Raw genomic sequence first — 22894 nt, forward strand, 5'->3', positions numbered from 1 at the left:
AAAAAATAAACATCATCATAAACCTTAATCAATCCTAATCAATGAATGCAATTCAGAAAACCAAAAATGCAGCCAATGCATTTGCGAAGAATTGGGCCAATTTTGTAATCAAGTTCAAATGGCCTGTTCTCATTTTAACTATTTTACTCGCCATGGGTCTTGCCTCCCAAGGCAAGATGGAGTTCGATGGGGACTATCACGTATTTTTTAGCGAATCCAACCCGGAGTTGGAAGCCTTTGATGCCCTTCAGGAAAAATACACTAAGGACGACAATATTATTATTGTACTTGCCCCGAAGGACGGTAACATTTTTACTAGGGAAAACCTCGTTGCCATCGAAGAACTTACCGCCGAAGCTTGGAACACGCCTTACTCTTCACGAGTGGACGCCGTGACCAATTTTCAGCACACAAGCGCACAGGGCGATGACCTTTATGTGGATGATCTATCCTATGATTCCGCAAACAAAACGGACGCTGAAATCGCTGAAATCAGGGAAAAAGCCTTGAAGGAACCGCTACTCGTCCATAGAATCATTAATGAGGAAGGAAGTGTAACCGCAATTAATATCACCGTACGCCTTCCAGGGGAAAATAGCGCAGCGGAGATTCCGGAAGTGACCATCGCCACCCGCGAGATGATGTCAAAATTTCAGGAAGATCATCCCAATTTTGATGTGTATACCACTGGTCTGGTACCGTTGAATACTGCATTTTTCGAATCGTCTCAAAAAGACCTGATGCTCACCATGGTTATGTTGTTGATCGTGGTCATCGTAACCTTGATTCTGACCCGTAACTTTTTCGCTACCCTGGCCACCCTCGTAGTGGTGTTGTTTTCGATCATGAGTGCGGTAGGCTTTATCGGCTTGAATGGAATCAAATTAACGCCCCCATCAGCAGTGTTCCCAACCATGATATTGACCTTGGCCGTTGCCGATAGTATCCACATTCTGGTTACCTATCTGCAAAAAGTTCGAAAGGATGGATTGGATAAAAAAGCGGCCTTGGTAGAGTCTATGCGACTCAATTTTATGCCGGTTTTCATTACCAGTTTAACCACGGTCATCGGATTCCTTACCCTAAATTATGGCGATGTTCCACCGTTTTGGGATTTAGGTAATATTGTGGCGTTCGGAATGGCCATGGCCTTCTTGTTTTCAACTACCACCCTTCCTGCGCTAATGGCCATTTTCCCAATTTGGAAATCCAAAAAGGCAGCCAAGAAACAGGATAAAGAGCTGCACACGGGTATGTATGCACGATTGGGTCAGTTTGTGATCAAGCAACCTGTAAGACTCACTATTATATCCTTAGTGATTATTGGCATGCTTACCTATTTGGCCAGTAAAAATGTCTTTAACGATGAGTTTGTAGAATATTTTGATACCACGGTAAAGTTTAGACAGGACAGTGATTTTATCAATGAGAATCTGACTGGGTTTTACAATGTGGAATTCTCCGTGGGAAGTGGAGAAAGTGGAGGAATCAACAACCCCGAATACCTTCAAAAACTCAATGAGTTTGAGGACTGGTTGGAAGAACAACCCGAGGTAGTGCACGTGAATGCCTTTAGTGAGGTAGCCCGAAGGGTAAACCGTTCCATGCACGGCGATGACCAAAGTTTTTATAAGGTACCCGAGAATAGGGAGGAAGCAGCACAATATCTTTTGTTGTATGAACTTTCCCTTCCTTTTGGCTTGGATCTGAATAACCAAATCAATGTGGATAAATCAGAATCCAGGGTAACGGTTACCTTGGAAAACAACTCCAGTGCCGAGATGATTGCATTTGCAGAACGATCGGAGCAGTGGTTGAAGGACAATACTTCTGAAGCGATGCATTCGCTAGGGGTAAGCCCTACCTTAATGTTCTCCAAACTTGGTTTTCGTCAGGCAGAGAGCATGTTTAAAGGAAATATCATCGCCTTGATATTGATTTCTTTGGTGTTGATGATCGCCCTGCGAAATGTCAAGCTTGGATTCTTGAGTATTATCCCCAATGTGACCCCTGTTTTGGTTGGTTTTGGACTTTGGTTTCTGCTTAAAGGGACTATTAACACCGGGATGGTTATCGTGTTCGGGATGACATTGGGAATCATTGTGGACGATACCGTGCACTTTATGAGCAAGTTCCTACGTGCCAGAAGAGAACTGGGCTATGACGCCAAGGATGCCATTATTTATGCTTTTGAAACGGTTGGTAAGGCGCTGGTAACCACTACTATAGTGCTTCTGGCTGGGTTTGTGGTATTGTCCACTTCCACCTTTGCATTGAACAGTTATATGGCAAGAATAACCGTAATCATCATTATTGCAGCCTTGGTTATCGACTTTATTCTCCTCCCGTCTTTACTGATTTTGGTCAGCAAAAAAGAAGAGAAAATGGTGACCGAACCAAAGATGCAAATGCAACTCGATAAATAATTTAAAAACACACAATTCGAATTTAATCATGAAAAAGAGTAGAATTTTTATATCAACAATTGTCTCGGTCTTTGCCGTGATGACTACAAATGCCCAATCTGCGGAAGAACGTGGATTACAGATTGCCAAAGCCGCCGAGAAAGCAGACGAAGGCTTTGGAAGCTCTATTGTGGAGCTTAAAATGACCTTGAAGAACAAAAACGGTCAGACCAGCGAACGGTTTTTGACTACCCGCACTTTGGAACTAACGGAGGACGGTGATAAGTCCTTGATCGTATTTGAAAGCCCAAAGGATGTTAAGGGAACTGCAACTTTGACATTTACCCATAAAATTGGAGCGGATGATCAATGGCTGTATCTGCCGTCAATAAAAAGAGTGAAAAGGATTTCCTCCAACAACAAATCAGGTCCTTTTGTGGGCAGCGAGTTTGCCTATGAAGATTTGTCTTCCCAAGAGGTGGAGAAATATGCCTACAAATTCCTAAAAGAGGATGGAGATTTGTTAGTGGTGGAGCAGGATCCCGTGGATCCAAAATCAGGGTATACGAGAAGAGTGGTCACCTATAACCAAAGCAAAGGATATCGCCTGGAAAAAATAGAGTTTTACGATCGTAAAAATGCCCTGTTGAAAACCTTGGTCTATAGTGATTACAAACTCTACAAAAACAAATTCTGGAGAGCTGCTACCTTCAATATGGTTAACCATCAGAGCAATAAGGAGACCCTGTTGAAGTTTGGGGAGTACAACTTTGGTGCAGAATTGGCCGAGGAGGATTTTACCGAAGTGGCTTTGAAAAGAGCGGGTAGCTAGTCCCGTTCCATTTTTGTCTGATTCAGAATGTTAAGGCCAAGGTATGTTCGCCACAAGCTTGTTAATGTGGTTGTGTGATGGTACAGGCTTGTAAATACCTTGGCTTTGATTTTAAATCCAAAGAATTTTGAAGATAAACATGCATAAAAAGTTACTTTTTTGGGTAGCCTTGGTTTTGATGGGAACCAGTGTTGGTTTTGCCCAGGAAAAGGAAAAACCCAAACCCGTCCATGAGTTGGAGTTGGAATTGGAGGCGGAATACCGTTATTTTTTGGATGATGCCCAATTTACAGGACAATTGGACCATTACCCCTCATTTGCCCTGCGACCCGATTACTCCTTGGAGTGGAATAAAGGGTATGAAAGTATCAACTTTACTGGTTTTTTTAGGCTGGATAGGGATGACGAGCGTACCCATTGGGACATTCGTGAACTCTATTACCAAAAGGCCAAAGGCAATTGGGAATTAAGCGTTGGACTCAAAAAAATCTATTGGGGTGTTGCAGAGAGCAATCATTTGGTAGATATCATCAACCAGACCGATGCGGTGGAAACCTTTGATGGGGAGGAAAAGTTGGGACAGCCCATGGCCCAGTTCAGCTACATAACCAACAAATTTGGGACTTTTGATTTTTTTTATTTGCCCTATCATAGAAAACGAACATTTCCAGGTGAGAAAGGTAGATTACGGTTTGGAACTGTAGTTGATCAGGACGATTTGGGTTATGAAAGTGGAGCGGAAGAGTGGCGTCAAGATGTTGCAGTACGTTGGAAACATTACTTCGGCATTTTTGATGTGGGAATTTCCCATTTTTACGGGAACGGACGGGAACCACTTTTTGTCTTTGATAACCAGGGAAATATCAATGCCTTTTATCCCGTAATTAACCAGACCGGGTTGGATGTACAGATTACCCATGATGCGTTCCTTTGGAAATTGGAGGCCATTTACCGTAATGCAGATGCACAGGATTTTACGGCTTTGGTGGCGGGACTGGAATATACCTTCAGCAATATTGATGGCAATGGCCTGGATATTGGACTTTTGGGGGAATATCTGTACGATGAACGGGATGAATTGTCCCTAAATGCGCTTCAAAATGATATATTTTTTGGAAGCCGAATCGCTTTTAATGATGTGCAGGACACCTCTATTTTAATTGGGGGAATAACGGATTTGGAGTCGAGCAGCAAGATTTTTAGTTTGGAAGCTTCGAGGCGTTTTGGTTCCAATTGGCGAGCGGAGGTTGAGGCCAGGATATTTAGCAAGATTGATAACACGGAGCTGATTCTGTCCAATTTTAGGGAAGACAGTTTTTTACGCTTCACTATTTCGCGTTTTTTTTAAAAAACTGGATGATGGGTTGACTAACTCAAATCATCTAGGGTAGTTCCTATCCAAGAAAGCCCCAACCAAAGGTTGGGGCTTCTTATATGCTCTGGAAACTTAACTATTGTTGGTCTTGACCCGAAAACAGGACAGTATCCAATTCCAGGTATTTATCTTTCATCAAAGCCAAGGCAAATGCGGCGGCTGATGCGGTAAAGACGGAATAGTCAAAAGAGCCTTTAATGCTCGAAGAAAAGGTAATGGCCAAAGCAAATGCCAGCAACAAATAGCCGGACAGTTTGGCCGTCAATTCTGTTTTTAGACCCAAAAGCAGGAAGAAGGCAAAAATAACTTCCAAAGCTGTGGCCAAAAAGGCGACTGCAGGGATGATTGCTTCGGGAAACCATGGGTTCATGGCCTGGGTACTTTGTACAAAAACCTCCCAATTACCCCAGGAATAAAGCCCTTCTGGCCAAAAACCAAGACGGTCGGCAACTGCGGATAGAAATGCGGTGGATAAGGATAGTCTTAAAAATAACTTGACAAATTTTGAATGCATAAGATTGATGTTTTCAACAAAGTTAACGATCCATCAGGCCATCATTCTTTGATAAATGTCAAAAAAATTAAGGGGCTTTTCTAATCCTGCTCAAAGTTTCCTGGGTCATGCCCAAATAGGAGGCGATATGACCCAAATTTACCCGTTGGATGAGTTGCGGCCTTGTCTTGACCAGATTGTCATAACGCTCTTTGGCAGAAAAGAACAAAAACTCCTCAATACGATCTGCACCTTCGGTGTACATGCGTTCCAAAACAAGTCGCACGTACTTTTCGTATTCTGGATGCTGCGATAATAAACGCTGCAGGTCGGCATAGGAAATGGAGAATACCTCACTATCTTCCAACAATTCCACATTGTACCGACTCTTTTTCAAGCTTATAATACTATCCACCGCAGTAATGATTTCGCCTTCGGAGGCCAGATGAACCGTGATGTCTTTTCCATCTTTATAAAAAAAAGTTCGGGCCAGACCTTTCTGGATTAGGTAGATATGTTCGCAAATAGCCCCTTTTTTATGAAGTAGATGGTTTTTGGAAAAACTTTGCTTTCCCATTCGGTCAAAAATTTTTAAAACCAGTTCCAAGGGAACAATACCATTCAAGTTGTTGAAATTCATGCTTAGGGTGTAGGGTTTCTGTTAGGTGGATGGCTATAAAGGTAAGAAGGGAATTATTGAAAAGGCATACTAATTTCATGGCAATTGAAAAAAGTCCAACAACACAATTGTTATTGGACTTTACTCGATATATAAATCCCAAAAAATTACCCTATATCTTCTAACAGCCTTACATCTGCTGAACCGGAAATATCCAAATTATGTAAGGTGTCGTTTTGATCTCCATCGGTGGAAGTAAACGAATAATCAAAAGTGAGATGCATTGTTTCCAAGTCATAATCCACATTTGAAATCTGGAAATTTAACACTGTATTGTCTTCCATATCAAAATTGCCTGTAATCGTGAAGTACTTGCTATCACTACCAATAACAGCATAGTGTTCCAATAGAAAAGTTCCAGATTGAACCAACTCATCGGTACCACCAAGATCTACAATACTAAAGCTAATCTCAACAAAGGTGTCTTGTGGTGTGATTCCAGGGGTACTGATATAACGCCTTAAGACAAAGTCATGAACCGTCCCATCAGGAGTGTCGATGGCTTCCACATGATTGTAGAACAACTGGAAGTTTCCGTTAACCGGAAGAAATTTAAAGGTCTCGTTGTCCTCAAATGGTTCATCATCTGGTCGAATTCCATCTAAGTTTAGCGTAATGTATCCGTATTGGGTCATAATTTCAAGACTTTCCCCACTTGCACCATCCATACCTTGGCAGTCCAACCCGTTAAGCTCGTTATCATTGTTGACATCCTCGCCTGGATCTACTTGTCCATTGCCATTGGTGTCCCAGCAACTAATTCCGTTGTCACCATCATTTCCCTGATCACCTGTTAACCCTTGGCAATCCAAATAGTTCCATTGTCCATCATTGTTAATGTCCTCAGAATCTTGGTTTATTCCATCCCCGTTGATATCATGGCAGTCCAGGCCAGCTAATCCATCTAGTCCATTTGCCCCATCTTCAGGGTTACAGGCTATCGATACCAACAGAAATATTGGAATCATGCATCGAAATAATCTAAAAAAATTCATATCGTTTCAGTTTAATGTGATTCCATTAAACTAGACTGGATTCAAGAAAATTAGGTGGTTCAATTGACGGATACCCTGTTTCAATTGACGGATGTAGTGCTTAGCTCAGAAAACCTTAAGGAAAGTGAGCAATTTTGGCTAGTTGGCTTTGGAGGAACCTCGATTTGTTATCAATAATCCAGTGATAATCAAAAGTCCTCCAATAAGGTGGTAGAAATACAAGTTTTCATTAAAGAAAAAGGTGAGTACGGCGGCAGAAAGCGGAACAACGTTCATGTAAATACCGGCTTTATCCGCCCCAACAATATGTACTCCTTTTTGCCAAAGGTAGTAGGCAAAGGCAGTCCCCAGACATCCAATTCCCAGCACCGCCATCCAGAATTTAGTGCTGTGGTTCAGTACATTTTCCATTCCCGTTAAAGGAAGCAAAAATGCAAACCCAATTAGACAACACACACCCGTGAGCATGGTGAAATTGATGCTGGAAAAATGGCCAGCAAATTTTTTTACCCATACATGGTGAAGGGCAAAGAAAACATTGGCAATAAAAATCAAAATATCCCCCTTATTGAACTTAAGGTTGGCCAAGTCCGTAATATTCCCCTTGATGATGATATAAATGGCCCCCAAAAATGCGATGGAAATGCCCAACAACTGGATTTTCTCAATCTTGGTTTTAAGGATTTGACGAGATAACAGTAACGTTATGGCCGGGTTCAGACTTATGATCAATGCTGCATTGATGGCGGTGCTATATTTGAGGCCTAAAAAGAAGAAAAAATTAAAACCAAACAGCCCAATCAAACCAGGAAGTGCCACACCTCTAAGATTGTTTTTTATGGAAAGTAAACTAGGAAGACTCCGAATCCCAACAAGGGCCAAAGTCCCTGCTCCAAACAGAAAGCGCCAAAATCCCGCTTCAATGAACCCTACTTCCGTAAGAACAACCCTCGCCAAATGGAAATTGAGACCCAATAAGGAGGTCGCTATGATCAAATAAAGAACAGCTCTCATGAATTAGTCGCTAAGTCTCCACGAATATGCAAAGGAAAGTTCCAAAAAGACCTTTTATGCTCCATTTTTTTTAGATGAAGTCATAAAATATTTCTATTTCAGGTGCTGACTATTCAAAAAAGTCAAGCTCTGCGATGGCGGCAACGGTATGATCACCCGCAATGGTTTTGGATTCAATTCGGATGAATTTAGCCGTTATCGGTGAATTAAAGTTATGACGCCTTGTTACGGGGTCGTTGATGAGGTTGCCAAACTCAAAATCTTCTACTTTTTTCCAATCGGTACCATTGCTGCTGATACTGATGGAACCTGCTTCGATCATGCCGTCAGCGTGGGCTGTTTGAGGAGTATAGGCAAAACCGCTTAGTGTTTTAACGCTGCCCAGATCAATTTCCAAATGATGTTTTTGGCGCGACCCGGAATTGGATTGCCAATAAGTGTCCGGGTCTTCATCAATGGCCAAATCGGCCCCATGATCTTCAGCTTCACTGTCTGCTCGGACAATTTTCCATTGATTTTTTAGTAGTCCAAAGGTTTTGGCAGCTACGCTTCCCATTTCCTCTTTTTCGAAGGCCACTGCCTTTACTTCCACTGAAGCAACTGGAACAGGTTCGGAATATAGTTTGGAGTTTTTATTTGGGATGCTTCCATCGGTCGTATATCGGATTTCGGTTTTGGAATTTAAATTTTCCACTGCATTTTCACCATGGGGTTTCCAACCAAAATCGTGTTGCTTTGGTGCTATTCTCAATAGCCCTTCCTTAGATCTTGAAATGTCAAGCTGCGGAGGTCTGGTGTTGTAATAATGGGCCGATATATTGGCCAGGGCAGGATTGGCCCGTGATTCCAATATTTGGATTTTGAATTGATCCGATGTGACTTCAGGAAATCTCAAAATCCGTTTATAGCCCACATTGGTAGCTTGTGCCAAGGTGACCCATTCTCCATCAACCTTGGCCTGGACCAAATGTTGTTCAATCCGTTCACCATGACTTTGTATGGCTTCCTGCAATACTAACCGGTTGATCGTAATGGGTGATTTGGTGCTCATAACAATTTCGTTGGAGGTTGCAGTCAACAACTCATAAGTTTCGGTATTTCCATCCAAAACGTTTTTGGGTCCTATGGCACCTTGGAGCAAATTAGTTTGATAGGTTGCCGTAATGCGTTGTCCCACTTCTTCGAGAACACTTACATCTTCTGGGGAAAACTTTCCATCACGGTTCGGTGGGATGTTCAGCAAGAAAGTGGAATTTCCGCCTACCGATCTTTCGTAAATGTCAAAAACATCGTCAGCACTTCTAACTTTTTGGGAGTCCTCATCCCGGTAGAACCAACCCTCGCGAATAGAAGTGTTGGTCTCCGCTTGCTGGTAGTGTAAATACTTGGCATTGTACAATTTTTCCCTGCTCCCTATGTCTTCTTCCATGATATCGGCAAAGCGATTCATCTCATGGGGATTGGTCTCGTACGGAATTACGTTCCATTCCGTATCCCGGGTAGCTCCGGCCTCGTTCCCACACCATCTTATGTCTTGCTTTCCAAAGATTACGGCTTTAGGAGCCAATTCGGAAATCAATTCTTTCCAAGCCAGGTAATTGTATTTTTGCCCTCCTTTGCGTTTGGGATGGGCTCCGTCAAACCACACCTCGTGAATAGGGCCGTATTCGGTTAAGAGTTCAAACAACTGGTTAAGAAAATACTCATTATAATCATCCACATTAAAGGTGAACGTCCTTTGGTTTTTAAAGGGTCTGCCCTCAACAGGCCTTGGGATAATACGGTCTGAGTATTCACTTAAATTCCCGTAAAGACCTTCGGCGTTTTCTATTTGATACAAGTCGGCTGGGGAGAGGTAAACCCCCAACTTTAGTCCATGTTTTTGACAGGATTCAGAGAGTTCCTTTAAAATGTCGCCCTTGCCATCTTGGTAGGGAGTGGACATAATGCCGTGTTTGGTGTATCTGCTTTGCCATAGCACAAAACCGTCGTGGTGCTTTACGGTGATAATGACCATTTTCATGCCGGCTGCCTTCATAGCCTTGCACCATTGGTCCGCATCCAAATTTTGAAGATTGAAAATCTTGGGATCTTCAAATCCGTTGCCCCATTCTTTTCTGGTGAAGGTATTTGGTCCAAAATGGATAAAGGCAATAAACTCGTTTTTTAGGGCCTGTAGCTGGTTTTCTGTGGGAACCACGTGAGCGGCCTTTAGAATGATGGAATCTTTGGAATCATCATCGTCAATGGCAATGGTGGAACTTGTGGCCATGAGTGACCCCTCTTCTTGTTTACAAGAAAACAAGGCTACGACCACAAAGGCTAGAAGAAATATTTTTTTCATGATAAGGTTATGCTAATCCAATTAATGACCTGATAAATAATTTTGAAGCTCATGGGTTTTGGTGCAACCTAGTTGTTCCATCACTTGCTTTAGTTGTGTTTTGAGGAGGGAAATGGTATGATCGCCTCCGGTCTTTCCCAGAGCTGCCGCCCCGTACATAAAGGAACGTCCCATAAAGGTGAATTGTGCCCCACTGGCCAAGCAACGGGCTACATCCGGCCCTGAACGGAGTCCGCTGTCCATCATTACCGTAATTTGATCTCCAAATTTGTGCGCAATACGTGTCATGGGTTTAATGGTAGATTCCCCTGCATCCAATTGTCGGCCTCCATGATTGGAAACAATAATCCCATCCAATCCCATTTGAAGCGCCAGTTCGGCATCCTGTTCACAGGCTACCCCCTTTAGTACCAATTTGCCCTTCCACAAATCACGAATGGGCTTAATTTTCTCCATATCCATTCGTTTGCTAAACATTTGATCCATGAATTGCCCTAGTTGCTTGAGATTTAGATTGCCCGGCATATAGGGTTTGAGGGTTTCAAAGTTCGGTTGTCCATGGCGTAAGGTCTCTAAAGCCCATTGCGGTTTACCTAAAATTTGCAGCATGTTTCGAATGGACATTCTTGGGGGCATGGAAAGCCCATTTTTGATCTCCTTGGGCCTGAATCCAAAAGTTGGGGTATCACAAAGCAATACCATTACAGGGTATTCTGCTGCTTGGGCTCGTTTGATCATGTCGTCCCGAACCGCAAGATCGGCAGGATGGTAGAGTTGGTACCAAGCTTTTCCTTCCGTTATCTCACTTATACGTTCAATGCTACTGGTGCTTACGGTACTGAGAACAAAAGGAATATTATGCTCTACTGCCGCTTTGGCCAAAATTTCTGCCGAGTTGGGCCACATTAGACCTTGTAGCCCTACTGGGGCAATGCCAAACGGAGCCGAATACGTATGGCCAAAAAGTTCCGTTTCCAGTGCTGCTTGGGTGTAGGCACCCAGATAATGGGGAATTAATTCCACATCCCTGATTTCCCGAGTATTTTTTCTAATGTTTACCTCTTCGTTGCAACCTCCGTCCAAATATTCAAAAGCAAATCGCGGAATACGTTTGCGTGCTTTTTCCCTCAATAAATCAACAGAAGGGTGTTTAGGGTCGAATGCTATTTGTTTTTGGTTTCGCATAGGGTAAGGTAAACTTTTTGAAGGAACCTTAAATATTACTTAAATGCCTTGGCCTGTTGTTTTGAACTTCCCAGACCTTCTATGCCCAATTCCACAACATCACCCGGTTTAAGGTATCTTGGAGGCTTAAGTCCCAGTCCCACTCCGGCGGGAGTTCCGGTGGATATGATATCTCCAGGAAGCAAGGTCATAAATGAACTGATATAACTAACCAAGGTGGGAATATCAAAAACAAAATCGGAAGTGTTGCTATGCTGAAGCACCTCCCTGTTTAGTTTGAGCCACAGGTCAAGATTATGCGGGTCTTCAATTTCGTCCTGGGTTGCAATGAATGGACCAACCGGGGCAAAAGAATCACAGCTCTTGCCTTTGACCCATTGTCCTCCACGTTCCAATTGAAACTCACGTTCACTATAATCATTGTGGAGGGTGTAACCAGCAACATGATCCATGGCCGATTCCTCACTCACATATGAGGCCTTTTTGCCAATTACCACCGCCAGTTCAACCTCCCAATCTGTTTTTTGACTGTTTTTGGGGATGATTACATCATCATTGGGACCAACAATGGACGAGGTGGCCTTAAAAAAAAGCAAGGGTTCCTCTGGGATATCCATACCGCTCTCTGCAGCATGTTTGGCATAATTAAGGCCAACACAAATAATCTTGGAAGGACGGACCAGTGGAGCTCCCAACCGGACATCTTGCCCTATAACAGGACAGTTTTCCTGATTTAAGGAAAACCATTCCTTTAGTTCTTCCAATCCATTCCCTCCAAAAAAGTCCTCGTCATAGTCGCGGCCAAATCCGCTTATATCCAAACGTGAGCCGTCTTCGAGTTGAACCCCTGGTTTCTCATGCCCTACGGCTCCAAATCGTATTAGTTTCATATCTCTTGTTTAAGGTAGGCTTTTGCCTTTTCAGGATAATTTATAGTGGTACATTTTCCGAACCTGCTTACTTAAGAAATCCAAGTATTTCATCAAGCTAGGAAACTGTTAGATTCAAATAGTGTTGTTATGATCCAATACTTCAGCTTGCCAAACGATTCCATTTGGAAATTCATGATCTCTCAAGGAATCTTCTTTCATTTCAATACTATATCCGGGTAACTGGGGAGGCATATAGCAGCCATCCTTGATTTCCACTGGATCTAAAAAATGTTCGTGGAGGTGATCTACATATTCAATGATTCGGTCTTCCAAGGAACCGCTGATGGCAATGAAATCGATCATGGATAGGTGTTGAACATATTCACAAAGGCCAACACCTCCTGCATGGGGACAAACAGGCACACCGAATTTGGCAGCCATAAGGAGCACCCCCAATATTTCATTGACACCTCCAATTCTACAACTATCTATCTGGCAGAAACCAATGGCATTGGCCTGCATTAATTGTTTAAAGATAACCCTGTTTTGGCAGTGTTCCCCTGTAGCTACTTTAATGGGAGCTATGGCTTGGGCAATTTTCGCATGGCCAAGCACATCATCAGGACTAGTGGGTTCCTCAATCCACCATGGGTTGTACTGGGCCAATTGCTCCATATTGGCTATGGCTTCATCCACATCCCATTTCTGGTTGGCATCCATCATCAGTTTTAGCTCGTCTCCAATTTCCTCACGGATAATGGCGGCACGACGCAGATCATCTGCCAAATCTGACCCTACTTTCATTTTCATATGCTTGAAGCCTGCATCCTTGGCTTGTCTGCAAAGCGTCCTCATTTTCTCATCGGAATATCCCAACCAACCGGCAGAGGTGGTATAAGCAGGATAACCATATTGGGTTAGGTAATCTATCCGCTCCTGTTTGGTGGCGGCATTATTTTTAAGTAATTCCAATGCTTCTTCTGGAGTGATGGCATCGGTTATATAGGTAAAATCGACACAGGAAACCAATTCTTCCGGCGTCATATCGGCCAAGAGCTTCCACAATGGTTTTTGTTCAACTTTGGCATAAAGGTCCCAAACGGCATTTACCAAAGCTCCGGTAGCCAAATGTATAACCCCTTTTTCCGGGCCTAACCAACGAAGCTGACTATCTCCCGTGATCATGCGCCAAAATTGGGCCATATTGCTGGTGAAACTCTCCAACGATTTCCCAATAACAAGATGGGAGAGGGACTGTATGGCCGCCACGCAAAGTTCATTCCCTCTCCCAATGGTAAAAGTCAAACCATGTCCTTGAAGTCCTTCCGCATGATCAGTTTCCAAAATCACGTAAGCAGCTGAATAGTCCGGATCTGGGTTCATGGCGTCAGAACCATCCAGATTCCTACTGGTGGGAAAGCGTACATCTTTGACTAAAATGTTGGTTATTTTGGTTGTTGGCATAGCAAAAGTTATTGATCAAAGATACCCCCGGCAATACGCCCAACTTTTCATTTTATCGCCTTTTATGGTACTTTTTTTGCCAAATTGCAAGGTCTAAGCGTGAATGTGCTTTTTTCTGTATTGGGAAGGAGACATTCCGGTTATTCTTTTGAACTGTCTGTTGAAGTTGGAGATGTTGTTATAGCCAGACTCAAAGCAAATCCGGGTAATATTGTACTTGTCCTCAGAAATCAGCTTGCAAGCGTAGCCTACGCGTAGTTCGTTTAGATATTCTTTAAAGGTCTTTCTATTGACTTTCTTAAAAAATCGGCTAAAAGCGGAAGGGTTCATACTGGCTACCTCTGCTACCTCATTAAGGGTAATGGATTTGTTGAAATTTTTAAAGATAAACTCATAGGTCTTATCCATGCCCTGCCCTTTAAGTCCTTTTAATGTATTTAGGTACCCTTTACTGGCCAGAAGAATCTTGTTTTCATGCTTGGCAAGACCATTGAGAATTTTAATAAAGCTAATCATCCTTTCAAAAGGGTCTTTATCCACTAGGAGACCTATTTCATTTCTAATGGAAATGTCAAGGTCAACAAACTTAATGCCTTGTTGAGCGGTATCAACAAGGTTGTTTATTGCTTTAAGCTCTGGTGCATTTAAGAACTCATTGCCCAAAAAATCCCTACGGAAATGTACGGAGTACCCCTCTGCTATTAAATCCGAGCTTTCATCAAAATACGGTTCGTCATTTAGCCACATATGTGGTAAATTGGCACCTATAAGCACAACTTCATCTTCCCGAAATCTTTCTATGCTGTCCCCAATAAACCGTGTGCCTTCACTTTTAAGGATATAAACCAGTTCCAATTCGGGATGGAAATGCCACAATCGCAAGAAATAAGGGTAATAATTGTGTTTTGCAGAGAAGGAGTTGTCCCTTAAACTGCTTCTATCCAAGAATTGAAGTTTCATAAAACTGTATAAAAAGTATGACTAAATAACGAGTTTTTTAGACAGAAACATCACCTATTGCAAAAAAAGTACAATATTCAGTAGAATTTTTATAGTTGCGACATTGGATTTTTAACTTAATTGTGATGGTTTTCATTGTAGTTTGATTCCGATAGCAATGAATAAACTTATAGGAGTCAGGCAGTACATAAATAAATAGTTAATAGTTTGATTTAGTTGAGTTTTAAAAGGTCGAGTTAATCGGCCTTTTTTAATGACTGAAAATTAGAGGTTTGGAGATGCAGATTATAAAGAACCGTTTGGATTTTGATGCGATTTTTATTGTAGGAGACACTAAGGTCAAAAGTTAAAATGTACTTTAGGCCTTGCAAAGCTCACGTGAGCTTTTTATATTCGCCCTAGTCAAAACCCAATGAAAAACAACATTACCATTAAGGATGTGGCCCGTGAACTGGGGATTCACCATGTGACGGTATCGCGTGCATTGCGTGATACGGGTTCGGTAAAGAAGGAAACTAGGGAGTTAATCAAGGAAAAGGCCAATGAACTGGGATACAAACCCAACCGCTTGGCCCAAGATTTTAGAAATAAACGGAGCAATGTACTGGCGGTGGTGGTTCCTGATATACGGCCTTACTTTTTTGCAAAGTTTGTTTCGGACTTTATGGAGACGGCCCAAGAAGCGGGTTATACGGTGATGATATTCCAATCGAGCGAAAAGCCAGGAGTTGAAAAGGAGATAATTGATTCCTTAATAGGATATAGGGTTTCCGGGGTTGTCGCTTCCGTGACCAAGGATACGATCCATGAAGGCCATTTTGATGCACTAAAGGACGAAAACATTCCCTATGTCTTCTTTGATCGGGCACCCGAAGCGTCTAGTGCTCCGCAGGTGTTGGTCAATAACTACCAAGGGGCCTATGATGCGGTAAAGGCCATGGTGGAGTCTGGGAAAAGTAGGATTGCCTACATTTCCACGCATTACAAGCATCAGATATTTGGAGAGCGTCTGGCAGGATATAAACAGGCATTGAAAGACTACGGTTTACCTGATGATCCGAATTTGGTAGCAGAAGGAGGTTTTTTTATGAAAGATGGTTTTGAGCTGGCGCAGCAGTTGATGGGATTGAAGGAGAAGCCAGACGGAATATTGGCTGTAAGGGATGAAATTGGAATAGGGGTGATCAAATATTTGAAAAAAGCAGGAATGCGCGTACCGGAAGATGTTGCTGTTATCGGATTTGACAATGATCCCATGGGCATAGCTTGCGAACCGGAGTTGACCACTGTGCAACAATGTATACCCTCCATGGTTTCCAGTTCTTTTGATTTGTTACGGGGCCATATGAATAACAAGGTTATGGGTTTTGAGAAGAAAATAATTGAACCCAAAATAATTTTCAGAGGGTCGGCGTAATTTTTTTGTTTAGGTACGCACACGTGAGCATAGAATGTAACATTACAATTGGCAATGACAAAGGAAATTTCGCGATCAAAAGATTTTTTTAACTTGATTAGGATGTTTGGATGTACACATACGATACGGGCGATTAGAAAATTGGGAGGACTATGTTTTTTCGGCGTTCTGCTTTCGTCTTGTAACATATCTGACCCTTCCTATGAGCCCTTGCCCAAACAGGTTGATTTCAATTTTCATATTCGCCCTATACTGGTTCAGAACTGCTATTTATGCCATGGTCCGGATCCTAGCAGCAGAAAAGCGGATCTAAGATTGGATACCTATGAAGGTGCCACCGCTGCATTGAAGGAGGGAGACTTTGCCATTGTTCCGGGAAAACCAGGTCAAAGCGAACTGATGTTTCGCATCAACCATGAGCATGAGGATAAAATCATGCCGCCCCCGGAGACCAATAGCATATTGACCCAACGTGAAAAAGATCTTCTGGAAAAATGGATCAAGCAAGGGGCGGAATGGAAACCGCACTGGTCGTTTATTCAACCTCAAGTTGCAGAGGAATATGGCGATGCCAAGATTGATCAGTTTATTGATGAGGCCATAGAACAGAAAGGGCTGCAAAAAGCTCCAATAGCTAACAAGTATACCTTGATTAGAAGGGTTGCCTATATATTGACCGGGTTGCCTCCAGCTCCAGAAGATGTTGAAGCATTTGTGATGGATTCATCTGAACAGGCCTATGAAAAAATGGTGGACCGTTATTTGAATGCGCCAGCCTATGGCGAGCGATGGGCAAGGCATTGGATGGATTTGGTAAGATATGCCGAGACCAAGGGCCATGAGTTTGACTATCCCATTACGGGGGCTTGGAAGTACCGTGACTATCTGATTAGGGCATTCAACAACGACTTGCCGTATGATCAATTTTTAAAAGAGCATTTGGCCGGCGATCTTTTGGAAGAGCAACGATATGATTCCGAAAGTGGACTTTTGGAATCGCAAATTGCAACCGCTTTTTACGCTATGGGGGAGGGAACCCACAGTCCGGTTGACATTAAACAAGACGAGGCCAATCGAATTGATAATATGATAGATGTCACCACCAAAACCTTCCAGGGGTTGACCGTATCCTGTGCAAAATGTCACGATCACAAGTTTGACCCGATTACCGCCGCGGACTATTATGCCCTCTATGGGGTTATGGAAAGTACTCGATTTACCCCCTTGGATGCCGATCAAACCCTTGCCAAGGAAATTACAGCAAAAGAGGTACTGGGTATTGAGGCCTATGTGCAAAAAACGGTGGCTGATAAAATAACTGAAAAGTACTCTGAAATAGCCTTCAACAAGGAAAAGATACTTTTGGAAACTCCAAATTATAAAGCCATAGGCGATTTCAGGGGCACCGATTTGGATGGTTGGAACACTACAGGCTTAGCCTTTGGAAGTAGAACAACGCTAGGTAATCCCATCATCCATCCAACAACTGGAAAGCTAATGGCACTGGATGAAGGAAAGGCGTCCAGTAAGATTTTTGGTTCGGGTAAAATGGGAACATTAAGATCTCCTGATTTCATTCTAGATACAGATTTTATCGGGGTTAGAGCCAGGGGGAAGCAGAGCACAATTCGAATCATAGTCGATAATTTTCAACTGATACAATGGCCCATTTATGGAGGACTTACCCATGAAGTCAACAATTCAAAATGGGAAAACTATACGTTCAATGTAGAGCCGTGGAAGGGGCATAAAGCTTATATAGAAATCCTTCCGGGAGAGTACCAGCAACACAATTATAAACTCCCTCCGGAGGCCTATATTGAGGCTCAATATGCCATTGCATTTAATGGCGATTGGCCTTCGAAAGTCGCATCAAATCAGACCAAATCTGCTACTGCCTTCTCGGAAAAGCAAGTCAATAGGTACAATGCTATGCTAAAAAAGGGTCAAATGAACCTGAGCTTCCCAGAGTTGATTACCGCTTTGGACAGTACCAAGAACTTGTCAAAAACTATCGAGAACTCCACTTTTATTTATGGAGTTTCAGATGGATCTGCCACCGATAGTCCCGTATTTATTCGCGGAAGGTATCAGGAACCCTCGGAGGAAAACGTACCGCGCAGATTTTTGTCAGCACTCCCGCACGGCAATGAACCGTTCCAATCTAAGGGAAGTGGGAGACTGGAACTTGCAGAGGCCATGTTGCAGGCTGATAACCCACTTACGGCAAGGGTAATGGTAAATCGCATTTGGCATCATCTGTTTGGAAAGGGTATTGTGGAGACGGTTGACAACTTTGGACTTCAGGGAAAACTACCAACCCATCCCGAACTGTTGGATCATCTTGCCATTACCTTTCAAAAAGAGGATTGGTCCATTAAAAAAATGATTCGGTACATTGTTACTTCCGAGGCTTTTAAAAGAAGTACAATTACGGAGGACGAAATGTCCGACAAAGATCCCAACAATCTCTATTTGGCCTCCTTTCCAATCAGGCGGCTGGAGTCAGAGGCAATTCGCGATGGTATTTTGGCGGTATCCCAAAGTTTGGATTCCACCCTTTTTGGGCCTCCAATCCCAACCTACCTCACAGAGTTCATGGGAGGTAGGGGTAGACCAGAGGAATCAGGGCCTCTGGATGGCGCTGGCCGAAGAAGTATCTACCAAGAGGTAAGAAGGAACTTTTTAGAGCCTATGATGACCACCTTTGATAGGCCCATTCCGTTCACAACTTTTGGAAGGAGGGATGTGACGAATGTTCCGGCACAATCCCTTATCCTGATGAATGATCCCTTTGTGATTCAGCAATCGGAAATTTTGGCCCAAAATGTACTGGCTCAAACGGACTTGTCCTTTGACCAGAAAGTGGCGTGGATTTATATGCGCACCTTCTCTAGAAAACCAACTGAAAAGGAAGTGGACAATGCATCCCAATTCATGGATAAAATAACAGCAATGAAAAAATCGGAATTGGATAAAACTGATTTGGATTTAGAAGTTTGGAAGGAGTATTGTCATAGCATTTTTAACCTAAAAGAATTTATATACCTGATCTAATGAGCAAGTACCACAATTTTATGCGAAAGCCACTTTCACGTCGTGAAATGTTGTCCATATGCAAAGGCGGATTTGGCTCTTTGGCTTTTATGAGCCTGTTTGGGGTTTCCGCCATTTCCTGCAATCGGTCCAAGTATGGTGCCCTAGGTTCAGGTTCCGATATTCTTTTGGGGCCGCATTATCTGCCCAAAGCCAAGAATGTAATTTTTCTATATATGGACGGTGGGGTTTCCCAGGTAGATTCCTTTGACCCCAAACCCCGTCTTGCCAAAGAAAATGGTCAAGATCCCCGGAAAAAATTCAAAGTGGATGCCACGCAGTTTGACAATGTGGGCAAGATTCTAAAGAGTCCTTGGGATTTCAAACAATATGGGGAGTGTGGTATGCCGGTCAGTGAGCTGTTTCCGCATATAGCCACCTGTGTGGACGATATTGCCTTGATCAGATCCATGACCTCGCAATTTCCAGAGCATACCAATGCTAACTATTTTCTGCATACGGGAAGTGGTCTGCAAGGGAGGCCTAGCATGGGCTCTTGGATGACCTATGGTTTGGGGAGTGAAAACAAGAATATTCCAGGCTACGTGGTTTTGGATGGAGGGTTGATTCCTCCAGGGGGACTTGATAACTTTAAGAATGGGTTCTTACCGGCTTCATACCAAGCTTCTATTCTTAGGGCTGGGCCGCAACCCGTTGCCAATATCATACCCAAAGAACAAATTCCCAATCTTCAAGAACAGAAATTGGATTTCATCAAAGAGCTGGATGAAAAACAACTGAATGCCATTGGGGAAGCCGATGCCATAGAATCAGCTATTTCCAACTATGAATTGGCCTATAAAATGCAGTCCTCAATTCCAGAATTAACCGAATTCAAAGAGGAAACCAAAGCAACAAAAAAGCTCTACGGATTTGATTCGGACGATCCCCATACCCGAGGATATGCTGCCCAATGTTTGTTGGCCAGAAGATTGGTGGAAAGAGGCGTACGCTTTATAGAACTTACCTGTCCCAAGGTCAGTGCGGATCGTTGGGATCAACATGGGGATTTAAAAGACGGACATGAGAAAAATGCACATGCGGTAGATCAGCCCATTGCCGGATTGCTAAAAGACCTTAAATCCAGGGGCATGCTTGAGGAAACCTTGGTGGTTTGGACAGGTGAATTTGGAAGAACCCCATTTGCCCAAGGCTTGAACGGACGGGATCACAATCCATCGGCATTTAGCATGTGGATGGCAGGAGCGGGAATAAAAGGCGGAACCATTTTTGGGAAAACAGATGAATACGGCTATCGCGTTATTGAAAACGAAGTTACCATACATGACATGCACGCCACCATAATGCATTTGATGGGAATAGACCATGAGCGCCTCACCTTCCGTTTTGGTGGCCGTGATATGCGGTTGACCGACGTGCATGGACACGTAATCAAAGATATTTTAGCATAAACAAATACCAGATGAGAACAAATTCAATTCTAAAGACTGTTATAACCCTATTCTGTTTGATACCCGTGCTGGTCATCGGGCAAAAATCTGCATCAGGAATCAGCCATTCTTTTTTTATAGCAGGCCCTCAGTTTACAGGAATCATTGGTGAGGCAGGCGAGGTGGTTTGGGATTCCCAAAAAGCTGGCGCAAGGGATGGTTATGTGCTAAAAAATGGAAATATCCTGGTTTGTTGGGCAGATGAGGTAAAGGAATTCAATAAAAAAAAGGAAGTGATTCTTAGCTATAAACGGGCCGAAGAACATATGGAATTGGGAACTGCTGTACGCCTTTCCAATGGACATACTTTGATAACGGAATCAGGAACCAAGCCCAGAATTGTGGAAATTGACAAAAATGGAGCAGTGGTAAAAAGTGTTCCGCTCCAACCGGAAACAGACAATGTTCATATGCAAACCCGAATGGCCAGAAAGCTCAAAAATGGAAATTATTTGGTGCCACACTTGCTTGCCTTTGCGGTAAAAGAGTATCAACCTGATGGAACTGTGGTGAACACATTTAGTACGGATTACGAACAATTTGGAGGCCGCACAGCGGAAACTTGGCCTTTCACAGCAATTCGGATGGAGAATGGCAATACCTTGGTCACACTGACCCATGGAAACAGGGTGGTTGAGTTGGACACCAATGGAAATATCGTTTGGGAAATTGATAATTCCTTGTTTTCTGAAAAACCTTTGGTAGACCCCTGTGGTGCGCAAAGATTGCCCAATGGAAACACGGTAATTGCAAGTTATGGGGCGCAAAAAGGAATCAAGATGTTTGAAGTGGATCCGGACAAGAACATCGTATGGACTTACGAAGCCCATCGTGCACATCATTTTCAAATATTAACCACCAATGGTAAACCTGTAAAGGGAACACCACTCAAATAAGGAACAGTATTGCTAACTATTTTACTTAACAGCACTGGGGAAGCACCCGCTGACATTCTCATTTTTTTTGGTAGGATACACCCTTTGGTAGTTCATTTACCTATTGGATTTTTGTTGTTGGCTGCATTGGTGGAAGTAGTTGCAAAAAGACCAAAATTCCAGCCTTTGGGAAATTTCACCCATTATCTATGGGCCTTGGGAAGTCTAAGTGCTTTGGTGGCGGTTGTCTTGGGGTATTTTCTTTCCTTATCTGGGGATTACAATGAACATACCTTATTCTGGCATAAGTGGGTGGGCGTTGCGGTTTTTGTGTTTTCCCTTGGGTGCTATTACATATCCAAAAAGCAAGTGAAGCTGCCATTTTATGGTAAATCTTTGCTCATAGGACTAATGGTATTTGCGGTATTTTATACAGGTCATCTGGGAGGAAATTTAACCCATGGTTCCACGTACTTATTGGAATATGCCCCAAATGTTGTCAGAAATCTTGCGGGAATGCCAGACAAAGCGGTTCCACGAAAAAAAGTGACCGTCCTGGATTCTGCGGATGTTTATCTGGATTTGATATCACCCATAATGGATAGCCGTTGTGTAAGCTGTCATAACAAGGATAAAAAGAAAGGTGATTTGGATTTGACAACTTTTTCAAACCTTATGGCGGGAGGAGAAAATGGTGAAATCCTGATTCCAGGAGACATCAATTCCAGCGATCTGTACAGACGAATAACCCTGCCAGAATCCCATGACGATTTCATGCCCTCGGAGGGCAAACCGCCATTATCCGAGGAGGAGGTTGCCCTGATAGGATGGTGGATCAGTGTCCAAGCCCCGGCACAAGGTTATTTTACAGCATTGAACCCAGATCAGGAAATGAAGGATTTGGTTGAAAAGTATTTGGGATTGGATCAGAACAAACTACTGAACCAACAAGTAGAAGCTCCCAATCCGAATGTTGTGGATTCGTTGACCAACCTTGGTTTTATCTTGAATCCATTGATGATAGACAATCATTTTTTGGAGGCCAATTTTAGCTTGAGCGAGCAGGAGTTCACTGATAAAGCTTCCGAAACCCTACTTCTGCTCAAGGAACAAATCATTTGGTTGAATTTGAGCAACTCCGGGATTGAGGATGGGCACTTGCAAAAAATTGGTCAATTGGAAAATCTGATCAAATTGAATCTGAGCAAAACTGATATTTCTGATGAGGGGTTGCGCCATCTCTCCAATTTGACAAATTTGGAATCCCTAAATCTGTATAAAACAAAAATTTCTGTTGGATTATTGGAAGTAATCCCAAAACTAACCAACCTGAAACGGCTATATATTTCGGAAACTATGGCCGATAGTACCGTGGTTAATCAATTACAGCAGCATAAAGATCTAAGGGTAGAATTTGATTGAATTGCCACAGTCAAA

The 22894-nt window shown here is 42.9% G+C and carries 17 protein-coding genes; 8 read left to right on the forward strand and 9 right to left on the reverse strand.

Annotated features, from left to right (window positions below):
- Positions 1-41 precede the first annotated feature (41 nt).
- From ACO6S0_RS01310 to ACO6S0_RS01320, 3 genes are all read left to right on the forward strand, one after another.
- Positions 42-2426 carry an efflux RND transporter permease subunit gene (locus tag ACO6S0_RS01310; protein ID WP_422350248.1) on the forward strand — a complete coding sequence of 795 codons (2385 nt, stop codon included), beginning with the start codon at positions 42-44 and terminating at the stop codon, positions 2424-2426.
- A 28-nt stretch (positions 2427-2454) separates the two neighbouring features.
- Positions 2455-3237 (forward strand): outer membrane lipoprotein-sorting protein, encoded by a 783-nt coding sequence (locus ACO6S0_RS01315; RefSeq protein ID WP_422350249.1) that lies wholly within the window; start codon positions 2455-2457, stop codon positions 3235-3237.
- A 139-nt stretch (positions 3238-3376) separates the two neighbouring features.
- Entirely contained in the window at positions 3377-4585 is a 1209-nt protein-coding gene (locus ACO6S0_RS01320; RefSeq protein WP_422350250.1) for a hypothetical protein, read from the forward strand.
- A 103-nt stretch (positions 4586-4688) separates the two neighbouring features.
- Here ACO6S0_RS01320 and ACO6S0_RS01325 read toward each other — a convergent pair whose 3' ends face one another.
- From ACO6S0_RS01325 to ACO6S0_RS01365, 9 genes are all read right to left on the reverse strand, one after another.
- A complete protein-coding gene (locus ACO6S0_RS01325) occupies positions 4689-5126 on the reverse strand; it encodes a DoxX family protein (RefSeq protein ID WP_422350251.1) in 438 nt (145 codons plus the stop codon).
- Between the two features lie 67 nt (positions 5127-5193).
- Positions 5194-5745: a Crp/Fnr family transcriptional regulator gene (locus tag ACO6S0_RS01330; protein ID WP_422350252.1), complete on the reverse strand. Its 552-nt coding sequence runs from the start codon at positions 5743-5745 to the stop codon at positions 5194-5196.
- Positions 5746-5891: 146 nt separating this feature from the next.
- Positions 5892-6752 carry a hypothetical protein gene (locus tag ACO6S0_RS01335; protein ID WP_422350253.1) on the reverse strand — a complete coding sequence of 287 codons (861 nt, stop codon included), beginning with the start codon at positions 6750-6752 and terminating at the stop codon, positions 5892-5894.
- 165 nt (positions 6753-6917) lie between these two features.
- Positions 6918-7793 (reverse strand): DMT family transporter, encoded by an 876-nt coding sequence (locus tag ACO6S0_RS01340; protein WP_422350254.1) that lies wholly within the window; start codon positions 7791-7793, stop codon positions 6918-6920.
- A 109-nt stretch (positions 7794-7902) separates the two neighbouring features.
- Complete coding sequence (locus tag ACO6S0_RS01345) at positions 7903-10137, reverse strand: alpha-L-fucosidase (RefSeq protein ID WP_422350255.1); 2235 nt, start codon at positions 10135-10137, stop codon at positions 7903-7905.
- 21 nt (positions 10138-10158) lie between these two features.
- Complete coding sequence (locus ACO6S0_RS01350; protein ID WP_422350256.1) at positions 10159-11322, reverse strand: alpha-hydroxy acid oxidase; 1164 nt, start codon at positions 11320-11322, stop codon at positions 10159-10161.
- 35 nt (positions 11323-11357) lie between these two features.
- Positions 11358-12212, reverse strand: coding sequence for a fumarylacetoacetate hydrolase family protein (locus ACO6S0_RS01355; protein WP_422350257.1), 855 nt, complete (start codon positions 12210-12212; stop codon positions 11358-11360).
- 114 nt (positions 12213-12326) lie between these two features.
- Entirely contained in the window at positions 12327-13658 is a 1332-nt protein-coding gene (locus ACO6S0_RS01360; RefSeq protein WP_422350258.1) for an L-fuconate dehydratase, read from the reverse strand.
- Positions 13659-13751: 93 nt separating this feature from the next.
- A complete protein-coding gene (locus ACO6S0_RS01365; protein WP_422350259.1) occupies positions 13752-14618 on the reverse strand; it encodes an AraC family transcriptional regulator in 867 nt (288 codons plus the stop codon).
- Between the two features lie 412 nt (positions 14619-15030).
- On the opposite strand from ACO6S0_RS01365, the gene ACO6S0_RS01370 reads away from it, so the two are divergent.
- From ACO6S0_RS01370 to ACO6S0_RS01390, 5 genes are all read left to right on the forward strand, one after another.
- A complete protein-coding gene (locus ACO6S0_RS01370) occupies positions 15031-16035 on the forward strand; it encodes a LacI family DNA-binding transcriptional regulator (protein ID WP_422350260.1) in 1005 nt (334 codons plus the stop codon).
- A gap of 102 nt (positions 16036-16137) precedes the next feature.
- A complete protein-coding gene (locus tag ACO6S0_RS01375; RefSeq protein WP_422350261.1) occupies positions 16138-19092 on the forward strand; it encodes a PSD1 and planctomycete cytochrome C domain-containing protein in 2955 nt (984 codons plus the stop codon).
- Positions 19092-20543, forward strand: a complete 1452-nt coding sequence (locus tag ACO6S0_RS01380; RefSeq protein WP_422350262.1) for a DUF1501 domain-containing protein — start codon at positions 19092-19094, stop codon at positions 20541-20543. Before ACO6S0_RS01375 ends, ACO6S0_RS01380 begins: the two co-directional genes overlap by 1 nt.
- A gap of 11 nt (positions 20544-20554) precedes the next feature.
- Positions 20555-21478: a hypothetical protein gene (locus ACO6S0_RS01385; protein WP_422350263.1), complete on the forward strand. Its 924-nt coding sequence runs from the start codon at positions 20555-20557 to the stop codon at positions 21476-21478.
- Positions 21479-21487: 9 nt separating this feature from the next.
- On the forward strand, positions 21488-22879 hold the full coding sequence (locus ACO6S0_RS01390) for a c-type cytochrome domain-containing protein (protein ID WP_422350264.1): 1392 nt from the start codon (positions 21488-21490) through the stop codon (positions 22877-22879).
- Positions 22880-22894 lie beyond the last annotated feature (15 nt).

The organism is Flagellimonas sp. (assembly GCF_965233845.1).
Classification (GTDB): Bacteria; Bacteroidota; Bacteroidia; order Flavobacteriales; family Flavobacteriaceae; genus Flagellimonas.

Coding starts and splice junctions, on each gene's coding strand:
- ACO6S0_RS01360 (WP_422350258.1), bottom strand. CDS start 13,658: ATGCCAACAACCAAAATAACCAACATTTTAGTCAAAGATGTACGCTTT.
- ACO6S0_RS01385 (WP_422350263.1), top strand. CDS start 20,555: ATGAGAACAAATTCAATTCTAAAGACTGTTATAACCCTATTCTGTTTG.
- ACO6S0_RS01365 (WP_422350259.1), bottom strand. CDS start 14,618: ATGAAACTTCAATTCTTGGATAGAAGCAGTTTAAGGGACAACTCCTTC.
- ACO6S0_RS01330 (WP_422350252.1), bottom strand. CDS start 5,745: ATGAATTTCAACAACTTGAATGGTATTGTTCCCTTGGAACTGGTTTTA.
- ACO6S0_RS01340 (WP_422350254.1), bottom strand. CDS start 7,793: ATGAGAGCTGTTCTTTATTTGATCATAGCGACCTCCTTATTGGGTCTC.
- ACO6S0_RS01380 (WP_422350262.1), top strand. CDS start 19,092: ATGAGCAAGTACCACAATTTTATGCGAAAGCCACTTTCACGTCGTGAA.
- ACO6S0_RS01320 (WP_422350250.1), top strand. CDS start 3,377: ATGCATAAAAAGTTACTTTTTTGGGTAGCCTTGGTTTTGATGGGAACC.
- ACO6S0_RS01315 (WP_422350249.1), top strand. CDS start 2,455: ATGAAAAAGAGTAGAATTTTTATATCAACAATTGTCTCGGTCTTTGCC.
- ACO6S0_RS01350 (WP_422350256.1), bottom strand. CDS start 11,322: ATGCGAAACCAAAAACAAATAGCATTCGACCCTAAACACCCTTCTGTT.
- ACO6S0_RS01310 (WP_422350248.1), top strand. CDS start 42: ATGAATGCAATTCAGAAAACCAAAAATGCAGCCAATGCATTTGCGAAG.
- ACO6S0_RS01375 (WP_422350261.1), top strand. CDS start 16,138: ATGTTTGGATGTACACATACGATACGGGCGATTAGAAAATTGGGAGGA.
- ACO6S0_RS01325 (WP_422350251.1), bottom strand. CDS start 5,126: ATGCATTCAAAATTTGTCAAGTTATTTTTAAGACTATCCTTATCCACC.
- ACO6S0_RS01335 (WP_422350253.1), bottom strand. CDS start 6,752: ATGATTCCAATATTTCTGTTGGTATCGATAGCCTGTAACCCTGAAGAT.
- ACO6S0_RS01355 (WP_422350257.1), bottom strand. CDS start 12,212: ATGAAACTAATACGATTTGGAGCCGTAGGGCATGAGAAACCAGGGGTT.
- ACO6S0_RS01345 (WP_422350255.1), bottom strand. CDS start 10,137: ATGAAAAAAATATTTCTTCTAGCCTTTGTGGTCGTAGCCTTGTTTTCT.
- ACO6S0_RS01370 (WP_422350260.1), top strand. CDS start 15,031: ATGAAAAACAACATTACCATTAAGGATGTGGCCCGTGAACTGGGGATT.